General features: G+C 41.0%; 13 protein-coding genes. 1 reads left to right on the top strand and 12 read right to left on the bottom strand.

What is annotated here, in order from left to right; genetic code table 11:
• Position 1 precedes the first annotated feature (1 nt).
• Genes FIU99_RS00800 through pseB form a run of 12 tightly spaced genes read right to left on the bottom strand, consistent with a single transcriptional unit; the run spans position 2 to position 11,614 of the window.
• Positions 2-235, bottom strand: coding sequence for an acyl carrier protein (locus tag FIU99_RS00800; protein WP_006963372.1), 234 nt, complete (start codon positions 233-235; stop codon positions 2-4).
• On the bottom strand, positions 235-897 hold the full coding sequence (locus FIU99_RS00795) for a cyclase family protein (protein ID WP_006963373.1): 663 nt from the start codon (positions 895-897) through the stop codon (positions 235-237). Before FIU99_RS00795 ends, FIU99_RS00800 begins: the two co-directional genes overlap by 1 nt.
• A gap of 1 nt (position 898) precedes the next feature.
• Positions 899-1,516 carry a hypothetical protein gene (locus tag FIU99_RS00790; protein ID WP_006963374.1) on the bottom strand — a complete coding sequence of 206 codons (618 nt, stop codon included), beginning with the start codon at positions 1,514-1,516 and terminating at the stop codon, positions 899-901.
• Entirely contained in the window at positions 1,517-2,860 is a 1,344-nt protein-coding gene (locus FIU99_RS00785; RefSeq protein WP_006963375.1) for a class I adenylate-forming enzyme family protein, read from the bottom strand.
• Positions 2,857-3,921: a 4-hydroxy-2-oxovalerate aldolase gene (locus FIU99_RS00780; RefSeq protein WP_006963376.1), complete on the bottom strand. Its 1,065-nt coding sequence runs from the start codon at positions 3,919-3,921 to the stop codon at positions 2,857-2,859. The genes FIU99_RS00785 and FIU99_RS00780 overlap by 4 nt, the downstream gene beginning before the upstream one ends.
• 24 nt (positions 3,922-3,945) lie before the next feature.
• Positions 3,946-5,001: a pseudaminic acid synthase gene (pseI, locus tag FIU99_RS00775; RefSeq protein WP_038513989.1), complete on the bottom strand. Its 1,056-nt coding sequence runs from the start codon at positions 4,999-5,001 to the stop codon at positions 3,946-3,948.
• Positions 5,002-5,008: 7 nt separating this feature from the next.
• Complete coding sequence (gene pseG / locus FIU99_RS00770; protein ID WP_006963378.1) at positions 5,009-6,511, bottom strand: UDP-2,4-diacetamido-2,4,6-trideoxy-beta-L-altropyranose hydrolase; 1,503 nt, start codon at positions 6,509-6,511, stop codon at positions 5,009-5,011.
• Positions 6,508-7,797: an aspartate aminotransferase family protein gene (locus FIU99_RS00765; RefSeq protein WP_006963379.1), complete on the bottom strand. Its 1,290-nt coding sequence runs from the start codon at positions 7,795-7,797 to the stop codon at positions 6,508-6,510. Before FIU99_RS00765 ends, pseG begins: the two co-directional genes overlap by 4 nt.
• Positions 7,798-7,806: 9 nt before the next feature.
• Positions 7,807-8,562, bottom strand: coding sequence for an NTP transferase domain-containing protein (locus FIU99_RS00760; RefSeq protein ID WP_006963380.1), 756 nt, complete (start codon positions 8,560-8,562; stop codon positions 7,807-7,809).
• A 9-nt stretch (positions 8,563-8,571) separates the two neighbouring features.
• Entirely contained in the window at positions 8,572-9,420 is an 849-nt protein-coding gene (locus FIU99_RS00755) for an aldo/keto reductase (RefSeq protein ID WP_006963381.1), read from the bottom strand.
• The gene (gene pseC / locus FIU99_RS00750; RefSeq protein WP_006963382.1) at positions 9,417-10,586 is read right to left on the bottom strand and encodes a UDP-4-amino-4,6-dideoxy-N-acetyl-beta-L-altrosamine transaminase; all 1,170 of its coding nucleotides are present in this window, start codon (positions 10,584-10,586) and stop codon (positions 9,417-9,419) included. Before pseC ends, FIU99_RS00755 begins: the two co-directional genes overlap by 4 nt.
• A gap of 14 nt (positions 10,587-10,600) precedes the next feature.
• Entirely contained in the window at positions 10,601-11,614 is a 1,014-nt protein-coding gene (pseB, locus tag FIU99_RS00745; RefSeq protein WP_038514007.1) for a UDP-N-acetylglucosamine 4,6-dehydratase (inverting), read from the bottom strand.
• A gap of 280 nt (positions 11,615-11,894) precedes the next feature.
• On the opposite strand from pseB, the gene rfaD reads away from it, so the two are divergent.
• Positions 11,895-12,836 (top strand): ADP-glyceromanno-heptose 6-epimerase, encoded by a 942-nt coding sequence (gene rfaD, locus FIU99_RS00740; RefSeq protein WP_006963384.1) that lies wholly within the window; start codon positions 11,895-11,897, stop codon positions 12,834-12,836.
• The last annotated feature ends 53 nt before the right edge of the window (positions 12,837-12,889 follow it).

The following is a 12,889-nucleotide window of genomic DNA, read 5'->3' as shown; positions in this document are numbered from 1 at the left end:
TTTAACCTTTTAGTTCATTAATAATCTCAACTAAGCCCAGAATGGTTGAAAATCGTCTGTCTTCAAACTGGCTTTCCGAAAACACAACCCCAAATTCAGATTCACAATAGTCCATCAACATGATCACATCAAAAGAGTCAATAAGACCAGTTTCAAAGTAATTAGCTTCTTGAACAATGTCAGTTTGACCAGATTGTTGCTCAAACCATGAAAGGAGTTTTTGCTGAATTGTCATTACATTTCCTCAATTGCAAAACATCGAGCAGGAGCACCATCACCATCTTTTATCTTCAATGGTGCGACAATAAGAGTAATCTCTTCTTTTTCTATCTTTCGAATGTCGACCAAATATTCAACGATAACGACACCAGCCCCGAGCAGGATTTTGTGATTAGGAGCATCTTTTTCAGCTCCACGTCCATTGAGTGGGTTATCTGGTTGTGGTGTATCGAGTGCAATGACTTTACACCCATTATCAACCAGCCATTGGCAGGCTTCTTCAGAAAAGAATGCATGATCTGTGTAATATTCGTTAGAGTTGAGTTTCAGGTCCCAGTCAAATCTTCCAACTAAACGCTCAGGGCATTTGTCACCTAGCGCTAACCGCAGCTCTTGTTCAGTAATTTCATGCTTATCAGGTAGGGCAGAAAAATCAACGATTCGAGCTGGACCATTTAGTTGCTCCAGTGAAATATTTTCAATGGTTTCGCCTTCAGCGATAAAATGTCGAGGAGCATCAATATGCGTGCCGGTATGAGTACCCAAAATAATTTTTCTGGTTTCTCGGTTCTCTATACCATGTCGACCCAACTGTGTTGACTCATAAAAAGGGTGCCAGTGGGCAGCAAAGGTCTGCATTCCTTCTTCCAACACCATTGATAGATCCGTAATTTTCATTCTATACCTCAACTAATTCGATAATGATCCCGGTCGGTGATTTCATCAAAGCGATTGAAAGAGATTTCCCGTTTACTTCCAAGGAAAATGTGTCAGAAATCCAAGATGCACTCTCCATTACCAACTGCTTGCACGCTTGTAGGTTCTTTGTGATAAAAGCAATAGACGTGAAACCATTTAAATCCAGTTTTTGCTCGACCAAAGTGGCCGAAGATTCTGTGAATTGTATTTCAATGTCCCAAGCAGGTACAGGCCTTTTTAGATATACACCACCGTCATTCACTTTAAATCCGAGGTTAGCCCAGAACTCACTTTCTGATGGTTGTTTTCCAGTAGGGATAATGATTGAGACAACTTTATCTTTGTCGTTGAACAAACGATTCTGAACTTCGCTAGTCTCACTGTAATGGTTAAGAACCTCCACATCATAATGAGTTTCATGACGAAGTAGATGGATATCATGTTTCTCACTGTAGAACTTTAGCAAAGGTTTCTTGTTGGTGTGGTTAGGCAAACCCAACTCAGAAAAATCAATTTGATAACCTTGGTTTTTAAGGTCATTAATAACTGTTTCAACCTTGGGGGTGTTGAAGATTAAATGTGAAAAGCCAACAATCATCTATTTGCACTCTTGAACGATGCTATTTTTAACTATCTTACCTGTAACGGTTTTAGGAAATGATTTTACTGTATATATTTTTTCTGGAAGCTGATCCGAAGAAAGCTTCTGCCCTAACAGGTTTCTTAGCGATTTTTCACAGTAAGCGTCATTTGGCAACACATACAAGATAGGTACTTCGCCCCAGAACGGATGTGTTCCAGCGACAACAGCAGATTCGTCCACACCTTCATATTCAAGAGCGGCTTCTTCAATATATCTAGGACTGATATTCTGACCACCTTTAATAATCAGATCTTTCTTGCGTCCTGTAATAAGTAGCTTTTCATTGTTCAGTTTGCCAATATCTCCACTCTCTCTTCCATTACCTTTGGCGTTCAAGTAGCCTAACATCGCCCATGGTGATTCAATCAAAATTTCATCATCTGGTGCAAACGTCATCTTAACCCCATCAAGTAAGCGTCCTACACCTTCTTCCTGACCCTCCCCATATTGAGCACAAGAGATAAACAATAGTTCGCTAGTACCATAGCTTTCAAGCACTTCACAGGAAAATTTGTCCTTAAAGAAGTCTTTACTGTTTCTAGGTAATGGAGCGGTTCCGACAAATACCTTGGAACTGGATTTAGAAAGCCACGCAACTGATTCAGGATCTCTAGCCATTTTGGAGGACAACAATAACATCGATGGACTCAACCAAATCGTATTTGCTTTACAGTCATAGTACTTTTTAAACAAAACAGGCGCATTCTGAGCAGAAAAAGTATTACCTAGAACAACTGTTCCGCCCGCAACAAGGGGAGACAAAAATGTGTTCAATATTCCTGCCATATAAAAACGAGGCATAACGTGCATCATTTTTGTGTTAGAACTTAAGTTATTATGCTTATTAAAGACTTCCGCACATTTAACAAGGCGCTCCACACTGTGACACACTCCTTTAGGCACACCCGTAGTACCAGAGGTAAAGGTCACCAATCCCATCGCTTGCAGCGAACAAGGTGTATGCCTTTCTTGTTGCTCAATGAGCTCCACTTTCCCTTCAGACAAAACGACTACGTCTGGTTGGAAAATATCAAGAATAGTATGAACGTACTCGTCTGAGTACGAATCGGATAAAGGGCAGACAACTGCCCCTTTTGTAAAACACGCTAAGAGGAACACGAAGTAGTCCACAGGTTCAATTGCTTTCAAACAAACTCTTGAACCTCGACCTACTCCGATGTCATCTAACTTTTGGCATGAAAGAAAAACTTGCTCTTCTAACTCACGGTAAGTGATTTGCGTTTCATTGTATTCAATGGCGATGGTTTCCCCATCGCCCCTCAATATTTTATCGATCATAACTCAGCTTGTTCATTCACAAAGTAATTTTTGTAGCTCGGTTTCCATGCTCCTTTTTTACTGTGGGCTTCAGCAATAGCTTTGGCATGATGTTCTACAAGCTCAGATTCTGCATTGACAATATCTTCTGAACACACTGCAGAAATAAGTTGACGAGGGTCAACACGATACTTGGTAGACATTTCATGGATCACAGGCATGTAACTTGAGTGGAATAGAGCCATACCAGATACCGTATCTATGGAGGTAAGGCCACGCTTTTCTATCATTGGTTTGATTAGTTCCTCGCCAATGTCCATAACTTTGATAGGATCGATATTGCCTTCAAGACCCATACGAGCCAAACAGCCCAACATTTGTTCAGTTGTCGTATTACCAGCACTTCGACCAAATCCTTGTAAGGACGTATCAATAATAGAAGCGCCAGCTTCTATTGCTGCTAGGGCATTGCCAATACCCAAACCTAAGTTATTGTGGCCATGAAAACCGATCACAGCATCCGATTTCTCTGCCAAAATGGCTTCAACATATAGCTTAACTTCATTCGGTAACATGCCTCCTGCAGAATCTACGACGTACACCGCATCCACGCCCATCTCAAATGCCAGTTTTGAAGCTTGGGCTAGATCTTCTGGTTTAGCTGCGTAAGACTTCATAAAGTTAGCGCAAGTCATCATACCTTGGGATTTAGCAGATGAAACAAATGCTTCACTCTTGGGAAAATCCTCAATAGTGGAACCAATACGAATAAAATCCATATCGTAGTTTTTTGCCATTTCCAAGTGCTCTAAGGTAGCGATACCTGGAATAGCAAACATGCCCCATTTACCATTCGTGACTGATTCGGCAGCGGATTTCATGTAAACTTCATCAGACTCTAACGCAACACCTATCTTTTTCTCTGTTGCCCCTAATCCAACACCGTGACCTACTTCTATAAGCTCAAATCCAGCCTCATCAAGGGCTAGTGCAATATCATCTGCATTCTTTTTTGAAAACTGGAAATCAATTTCGTAGCTGCCGTCACGTAGAGTACATTCAAGTATTTTCGGGTTATTCATGTTTCATACCTATTAATTTTTGCTTTAGAAATCAGATAAATCCTCCCACTTCAAAGCTGTACCCTTAGGTAAAGCTTTTAAAGCACGACGACCTAAAACTTGCTCGTAATATTTTGGTGCCAAACCATACCCCGGTCGTATACTTCTGACATTTTCTTCTGTCAGAATTTCACCTTTTTCAACCGTTTTCACTATGTATAGAGAACGACGAAACTTCACATTACCCTTTTCAGCTTCAGTTCTTTCGTAGTTTACGTTGCCTAACGCCCGCCATGCAGTCTCGGTGTCTTGGCAAAGGGCTCTTAATTCTAATGGCTCAAGTGAAAAACTATCATCAGCGCCACCACCATTTCTATCCATCGTAACATGCTTTTCTATTAAGCAAGCACCCAGAGCAATAGACGTCACTGCCGTAGCGTTATCTATCGTATGGTCAGAGAGACCTGAAAGCACATTAAAACGCTTTGCAATATCAGCAATTGTTCTTAAATTATATTGCTCTGCGGGGGCTGGATAACCACTAACACAATGTAAAACTACCAACTCTTGGCAACCGTTATTTCTAGCCGTCTCAATGGCTTCTGCAATTTCGACTTCATTAGCCATGCCAGTAGAGATTATCATCGGTTTACCCGTTTGAGCTACACGCTTTATTAGTGGTAAGTCAATAACTTCAAAAGATGCGATTTTGTATGCAGGAGAATCTAACTCTTCAAGTAAATCAACTGCCTTAAAGTCGAATGGAGAACTAAATACTGTAATACCCAGCTCTCTTGCCTTTTCAAACAGTGGTTGATGCCACTCCCAAGGCATGTGCGCACCTTTATATAGCTCATATAAGGTCTGCCCATCCCAAAGCCCCCCGTGAATCTGAAACTCCTCTGAATCACAATCTATTGTTATGGTTTCATGTGTATAGGTTTGCAGCTTTATCGCATCGGCGCCTGCCTTTTTGGCTTCTTCCATGATTTGGAATGCACGATTAATATCACCGTTGTGATTAGCGGATAGCTCTGCGATGATATATGGTGGGAAATTTGGGCCGATTTTTCGGCCGTCAATAGTGATAAATGGCTTCATTTTTGCCTCAATAGATAGGGTGTCGGACATAAGTTTCTTCATCGGTTTGTTGGTAGCAAGCTTTCTGAAAGAGCCTTTGAGAAGCTAAATTAGCTTTTAGTACCTTTGCATGCAAAGTAATGTCAGGGTAGATGAGATCCACTAACTTAAGAACTTCAGAGGCTATGCCCTTTCCATAACTCATTGGATCAATAAAGATAGATACAAGGTAGTGGCCAGCCCGTTTTCTATCTAAACGCACGACTCCCACTTTTTCGCCACTTTCTTTGTCAATTACCATATAGAAATAGTCTGATGGGGACTGCAACTTCTTATACATCCACTCGTGATGTTCAACCCATGATGGAATATTCGTGTTCAATGCGTACTTTCTTGTTTCTGAGTGGCATTGCCATTCATAAACTTGTTTAATATCTTGTTGGGTCGCTTTTTCAAGACAATAACTGTCATCACTAACACTAAATAACTGTTCAATTTCAAACACTACTCGCTTTACACCACGTCCATCGCAGATACTAAGGTTAGCCAACTTAAACGCCTCCCAGTGTCGAAGTGTCGTTTGATAGCTAGAAAGTAACCGACTTGGAATGTCTTCAATGTCAACTTTTATCGCTGCACCATATTTAACAAGCTCTTCGCTGATCATCTGTTGGTTATCAGCAAGGGGGACGATTACATTCGGCAAACCCAAACAAGCTCTTTCCCAACTTGTAGTACCAGGGGCTCCAATAGCAATGTCATGCTCTAGCATTAAACCAGCCATATCAGAGACAAAATCTAGATGAGTAACATTAGAGTAACGTGAACACCATGTTGCTACTTGTTGAAAATTCGGCGATCTTGGAGATAACAGGACTGTGAAGTTGGCACTTACATTAGGATGTAAAATATTTAAGGCTTTTAAAGTCGCATTTGGAGCATCAACTCCCCCCATGGATATCAGTACGTTAGGTTTATCGTTACTCAACGCCTTTGACAGAGCGAACTCTCTTTTAATAGAAAAGCGAGGCTGCAATAAAGCATAATCACTCCCCACAAGCGCTGGAGCTTTTGATTCATTGTAATCACTTTCTAAACGACCTAGCGTCTGATCCAAAATCAAATCTGCTCTGTGACATCTTGCTAAGTCATCAATCGCTAGCAGTCGACAATTCATAGAATCGATAACTAGGTCTTGCCACTCTCTACCAATCGCATAGTGATCAGTAATAACTAAATCAGCAGAAATGAGCGTCGCAACAAAATCTTTCGCATCTTCAATAACAGATCTTCTTAACCAACCCACGTAGTCAACTGGGCTACTCGGTACATATATCGAAGCTCCTAGATGCAAAACCTCGACCTTGTACCCTCTTTTTTCAATGAAATCTATCATGTCCCCTTGTTGGGCGATACAAGAAAACTTTACTTCCGCTCCTCTCTTTTTTAGCTCATCAGCAAGCACTAGGCAGCGCATCACATGACCGCTACCTATATAAATAGAGGCATCTACCCTAAAAACTACTTTCATCGTACTTTAAATAGCGGTACCAGAACGTCACAATCTAACTGCGCTGTAATATCACCGTTTCCAAGACTACGTTTTAGTAATACAAAAAATTCATTGTAAGCCTTTAGGAGCGCATCAATATGTTCTTTAGTATGAGAAAAGCTTAGGTTATGCGAACCAAATGATAAGATTCCGTGCTTAAACATTTCTTGCATATACAGTGTTTTAATCTCTAAAGACGTTGCGTTTTCACAATCGGAGAAAGTGATAAATGACCAAGAGGGGTGACCAACGACACGCACCACTTTTTGTAGGTCTTGCTTGTCAATGAGATCTTTCAGATTGGCTATTAAATACTCCCCTAATTCAGCTATGTAATCACACACTTTATCGTTTTTCACTTTCTCAAGTACGACATTCGCAGCAGCTAAAGAAGACGTTTCACCGGCAAACGTCCCCGAGTAAAAAATATCCTCCATCAGCACCATAATATCCTTTCTTCCCATAACAGCAGAAAGAGGAAATCCATTGCCAATACCTTTACCAAACGTCGCAAGATCAGGCGTTACGTTGAATAGTTGTTGAGCTCCACCAGGGGAAAAGCGACATCCTGTAATAGTTTCATCAAAGACCATTACAATATCTTCATTTTTCGTGACTTCACGAATGTGCTCAAGAAAACCAGCTTGAGGAAACTCTACATTCATTGGCTCCATAATGACCGCAGCTATCTGGTCTTTATAGTCATGAATCAGTTGATCAAAAGATTGCAAATCGTTGTATTTAAAAACCTTTGTCAGCGAGCGAGTCACCTCCGGCACCCCCAGGCTTCGGCTTGTCGACCCTATATACCAGTCTTGCCATCCATGGTAACCACAAACGAGCACAATATCTTTTTTCGTGTACGCCCGCGCTAATCGAATCGCTGCAGAAGTGCTATCCGTACCATTTTTGCCAAATCGAACCATTTCTGCACAAGGGACTAAATCAATAAGTTTTTCCGCGACTTCAACTTCCAGACTATGTGATAAAGAAAAAGTTACCCCATTCTCTAGCTGTGCCTTTACAGCATTGTTAATGTCATCATTGGCATACCCAATAGAAATACTCAAAAGGCCATTAATAAAGTCAATATATTCATTTCCATCGACATCCCATATCTGGGCACCTTTCGCCTTTTTAGCAAAATAGGGCGATACACCATGTGGAAATTGAGTCATACTTTTAGAAAAAGTTTGTGACCCGAGTGGGATTGCTTTTAGCGCTCTCTCTAGCAATTTTTCTGAAGCGACATAACGTTGTGACATAATAAAATCTCAATACTTATCTTTATCCAATGACAGATGGTATCCCTCGTTGCGCTCTATATTTTGATTTATCGCTAGCAACTCAGGCTCGTTAACTATCACACTTAAGATATCTTGTGTCGTAAAGTGAGGGTTGTTTAAATAGAGACGAGAATAGATCTCTAAAACAAAGTTAAAGTCTCGCGGTTCATCTACAGTCCACCTTAAATATGAAAGGTCTTTATCATTTTTAACATTTTCAAGATAAAAACTGGACTCAGGTTTGCGTATATAAGGTGTCACATGCTCCCGCTCTGATTGAAGCTTGGCATTTGTCCAAGCCCTTTCCAGCGAGCCTATTGTCATCACTTCAACATCAAGTCCATCAGGGTAAGTGGGAGGTGCAATATTTGATGTATAATCCGCTCCAGAATCTAGATGATGAGCGACTACTTTGTCCACAACCTCTGGACAAATCAAAGGACAGTCGCCTGTTAGCCTAACGACATGAATAGCATTCGCACTTTTCGCTGCGTGATAAAAACGATCCAAAACATCATCGAGATTACCTCGAAAACACTTAACCCCCATACTGTTCGCCAGAGCTTGTAGCTCATCATCAGAAGTTTGGTCCGATGTGGCTAAAATCAGCTCATCAATCGTATTGCACAGCGAGAGCCTTTCTAGCTGCCGCTGTAACATGGGTAGACCCAAGATGGGTTTTAAAACTTTTTTGGGTAAACGAGAAGAGGAAACTCGTGCTTGCAAAATAGCAACAACTTTCATACTGCCTTCTTACCATTTAGATGGATTAAGTAAATCTTCGTTTGATGAAGTAAAATTAGGGAAGTCTAGCTCATCTAACTTAGTCATATTGTTATAAGCTGAAGCAATTTGCTCAAGTTGTTCAACATTCGTGCAGCCTACAACCCCACACTCTATTTGCGATTTTTCAATTAAATATGACAAAGCCAACTCTAGTCGACTAAAACGCGATTTTGCACAAAAATCATCGTATTTAGAAAAATCGCTAAAATGGCAAAACTTCTCAGGTCGATCTTGAGGTTTAGCGAGCAAAAGCCCCTGAAGAAACAGAGATCGAACATGGATTTCCACTCCGTTTTTTTCTGCCGCATCTAAGACACCAGCAATCTCAAAACGTGAATCGAACAAGTTAGCGGGTATTTGAATGAGGTCGACAAGTCCTGCCTCAATAACAGACAACGCACTTTGAGAGTCATAAAATGAGACGCCAATTTTACTAACAAGGCCCTCTTCTTTCAGTGACTTGAGCTCCAATAAATTGCGCCAATTGCTGGCAAATGCATCATTTTCGTCATGAAGCATCATTCCATACAAATGATCTATGTTCAGTCGTTCGAGAGATTGCTTGGTCATCTGATTAATAGAGCTTTTGGCTCCTGCCAAGGAAGGGATTTTTGAGGTAACCTTGAAAGCTTTTAAATCAAATTGCCCTAGCACACTCTCACTATTACCATAAGCTATTGCGGTATCAAGAGAATTAATGCCCAGATTAGGCGCTAGGTCAAGCATCTCCTCAACGACAGAGCGTTCTACTTGTCCACCACTGTTCGTCACTCCGTAATCTAAGCCGAATTGCACGGTACCTAAAGATAGTTTCATTCCAAACTCTCAAGCAAAATATCGTTAAGGACTTTATACACCTCGTCTTGCTGTTCAAGAGTCATTCCGTGAAATATAGGGAGCGAAATGGCTTCTCGGTAATAACTTTCAGCAGCTGGGAAGTCACCTTGCTTGAAACCCATTCTGGCATAGTAAGGTTGAGTATGGACCGGGATATAATGCAAGTTCACACCGATACCATTTTCCCGTAGAGCGTTAAACACTTCTTTATGAGTTAGAGATATCTCATCTAACTTCAGCCTAATAACATATAAATGCAACCCTGAATATGTATTTTCAAGCTGATATGGGAGAACGACAGGAAGAGAGCTCAATATTTTGTTGTAACGCTCAGCTAAACGGTGACGTGATGCAACAAACTCGTCAAGACGTCGCATTTGAGACACCCCCAACGCACCTTGCAGTTCAGTCATTCGATAGTTAAAGCCTAAGTCAATTTGTTGATAGTACCATCTACCATGACTGCCACCTTCCATTTGATCTAAATCTCGAGTGATCCCGTGACTACGGTAGAGCTCCATTTTGTCAGCCAGTGCTTTTTGATTGGTTAACGCAGCACCGCCTTCAGCCGTGGTAACTATTTTCACTGGATGAAAACTAAAGACTGTAATATCTGAAAACGCACAGTTACCAATTGGCTCACCATGATAACGTCCACCAATAGCATGAGAGGCGTCTTCTATAACCTTGAAGCCATATTCTTTTGCAAGCTTATGTATCGCTCTCATATCACATGGCTGTCCGCAAAGATGAACAGGAACAACAACTTTCGGTAATTTTCCAGCCTCTTTTGCTTCTTTGAGTTTTTCTTCCAGCTTCTGCGGACACAGGTTGTATGTATCTGGATCGATATCTACAAAATCAACCTGTGCACCACAATATAAAGCACAGTTTGCTGATGCCACAAAGGTTATAGGAGAAGTCCATAGCCAATCCCCTTTACCGACACCTAGAGCCAAGCAAGCAATATGTAGCGCTGATGTTGCACTATTTACTGCCACGGCATAACTTGCACTAGAATGATTTTTGAGAGACTGTTCAAATTCAGGGACCTTAGGACCTTGAGTGAGAAAGTCTGAAGTAAGTACATCGACTACAACATCAATATCTTCTTGCTTTATTTCTTGTTTACCGTATGGGATCACTATTTTTTACTCACTTAGACTGTGAAATTTGGGTCGACATGTTCAACAATAAGTTTGCGCAAACTTTCTACTGTTTCCCATTCAGTGTTTGTTCCAGAGTTGTACTTGAATCCAAACGGCACTTTTTCAGCTTTGTGGTGCATTAGATATTCACGCTCTGAGTAAGTGAACGATACAGAAGGCAGAATTGCGTAGTATTCACCAAGATCGATAGTATTAAGAGAATCTGTATCTGTGATCATTTCTTCATGTAGTTTTTCCCCAGGTCGAATACCAACCATTTTGGTTTCACAATCGGGAGCAATAGCCTCGGCGATGTCTAAGATCTTATATGATGGGATTTTGGGTACAAAAATCTCACCACCAAGGTGGTTCTCCAAAGCATACATCACCATGTTTACGCCATCTTGCAAGGAGATATTGAAGCGAGTCATATCCTCATGAGTAATCGGAAGTACGCCCTCTTCTTTTCTTTTCATGAAAAATGGGATAACTGAACCTCTAGACCCCATTACGTTGCCGTATCGAACAACACTGAAACGAATATCTTTCGAACCTTTAATATTATTTGCTGCTGTGAATAGCTTGTCAGAAGCAAGTTTAGTGGCCCCATAAAGGTTAATGGGTGCACATGCTTTATCTGTCGAAAGCGCTACTACATCCTTTACCCCACATTGCAATGCCGCGTGAATGACATTCTCTGCACCATCAACATTTGTACGGATACACTCAGTAGGGTTGTATTCGGCAGTGTCAACCTGCTTAATTGCAGCCGCATGGATTATTACATCGACGCCTTCGCAAGCTTGCACCATTCGTTGCTGATCGCGAACATCACCAATAAAAAAACGCAATTGTGGGAAAGCTTTTTGAGGATACTGCTGCTTGATCTCAAACTGTTTGAGTTCGTCTCGGGAAAATATAATGATTTTTTTGACGTCTGAGTATCGCTCAAGGATTGTTTTAATAAATTTCTTACCAAAGGATCCCGTGCCACCGGTTATAAGAACCGTTTTATTGTTCAACATGATTAATTCCGTAAGTATAGTTCCACCATAAAGAATACCCTCAGAAGTTTTGTTCATGCTTGCCAAGCAACCTACATTAAGACCCCATCAGTGAGCTTCTATATGCGCTCGGCACTACGTAAACTGAGCATTAAACGTAGGGGTATTCGTTTTGAGTGGATGATACAATAAAATATTTAAGTAATCGAATTTTACCTTTACTCTAGTACTTAGAGATACTGCAAGAAGAGCAACAATACTGTAATATCTCCAAAAATAACTTGTAGGTTGAGGTTTATAAATGATCATCGTAACTGGCGGCGCTGGCATGATTGGCAGCAACATTGTCAAAGCACTAAATGACAAAGGCATCAACGACATTTTGGTAGTTGATAACCTTAAGAATGGTAAGAAGTTCCAAAATTTGGTTGATTTAGATATCACAGACTATATGGATCGTGATGATTTCCTCACTCAAGTAATGGCGGGCGATGACTTTGGGCCTATCGAGGCCATCTTCCATGAAGGTGCTTGTTCTGCAACTACTGAGTGGGATGGCAAGTACATGATGCTCAACAATTATGAGTATTCAAAAGAGCTGCTGCATTTCTGTTTGGAGCGTGAAATTCCTTTCCTTTATGCTTCTTCAGCTGCAACTTACGGTGAAACTGATACTTTCATTGAAGAGAAAGAGTATGAAGGCGCACTAAATGTATACGGTTACTCAAAACAACAGTTCGATAACTATGTACGCCGCATTTTGCAAGATGCTGAAGAGCATGGTGAGCAACTTTCTCAAATTACTGGTTTCCGTTACTTCAACGTTTATGGTCCTCGCGAACAGCACAAAGGTTCAATGGCATCAGTAGCCTTCCACCTAAACAACCAAATGAACTCAGGTGAAAATCCAAAGTTATTTGCAGGCAGCGAGACTTTCAAGCGTGACTTCGTTTACGTCGGCGATGTTGCGGCAGTAAACTTATCGTTTTTGGAAAGCGGCCAGTCAGGTATTTTTAACCTTGGAACAGGTAATGCGGAATCTTTCGAAGCAGTCGCTAAAGCCGTGATTAAGTTCCATGGTAAAGGTGAAGTAGAAACTATTCCATTCCCTGAACACCTTAAAGGCGCATACCAAGAGTTTACTCAAGCAGACCTAACAAAACTGCGTGCAGCAGGTTGTGATCACCAGTTCAAAACAGTCGAAGAAGGCGTTGCTGAATATATGCAGAAGATAAACAAGTAGCCTCTAATATTTTAAAGGCTACTATAGAAAGGTGGTTTCAATGCCACCTTTTT

The organism is Vibrio sp. THAF64 (genome assembly GCF_009363455.1).
Lineage (GTDB): Bacteria > Pseudomonadota > Gammaproteobacteria > Enterobacterales > Vibrionaceae > Vibrio > Vibrio coralliilyticus.
The sequence above is the reverse complement of the archived record's forward strand: the minus strand, read 5'-3'. Positions and strand labels throughout refer to the sequence as shown.

Bases quoted from the DNA above. Each gene is read 5' to 3' on its own strand.
- FIU99_RS00800 (WP_006963372.1), bottom strand. From the start codon at position 235: ATGACAATTCAGCAAAAACTCCTTTCATGGTTTGAGCAACAATCTGGT.
- FIU99_RS00795 (WP_006963373.1), bottom strand. From the start codon at position 897: ATGAAAATTACGGATCTATCAATGGTGTTGGAAGAAGGAATGCAGACC.
- FIU99_RS00790 (WP_006963374.1), bottom strand. From the start codon at position 1,516: ATGATTGTTGGCTTTTCACATTTAATCTTCAACACCCCCAAGGTTGAA.
- FIU99_RS00785 (WP_006963375.1), bottom strand. From the start codon at position 2,860: ATGATCGATAAAATATTGAGGGGCGATGGGGAAACCATCGCCATTGAA.
- FIU99_RS00780 (WP_006963376.1), bottom strand. From the start codon at position 3,921: ATGAATAACCCGAAAATACTTGAATGTACTCTACGTGACGGCAGCTAC.
- pseI (WP_038513989.1), bottom strand. From the start codon at position 5,001: ATGAAGCCATTTATCACTATTGACGGCCGAAAAATCGGCCCAAATTTC.
- pseG (WP_006963378.1), bottom strand. From the start codon at position 6,511: ATGAAAGTAGTTTTTAGGGTAGATGCCTCTATTTATATAGGTAGCGGT.
- FIU99_RS00765 (WP_006963379.1), bottom strand. From the start codon at position 7,797: ATGTCACAACGTTATGTCGCTTCAGAAAAATTGCTAGAGAGAGCGCTA.
- FIU99_RS00760 (WP_006963380.1), bottom strand. From the start codon at position 8,562: ATGAAAGTTGTTGCTATTTTGCAAGCACGAGTTTCCTCTTCTCGTTTA.
- FIU99_RS00755 (WP_006963381.1), bottom strand. From the start codon at position 9,420: ATGAAACTATCTTTAGGTACCGTGCAATTCGGCTTAGATTACGGAGTG.
- pseB (WP_038514007.1), bottom strand. From the start codon at position 11,614: ATGTTGAACAATAAAACGGTTCTTATAACCGGTGGCACGGGATCCTTT.
- rfaD (WP_006963384.1), top strand. From the start codon at position 11,895: ATGATCATCGTAACTGGCGGCGCTGGCATGATTGGCAGCAACATTGTC.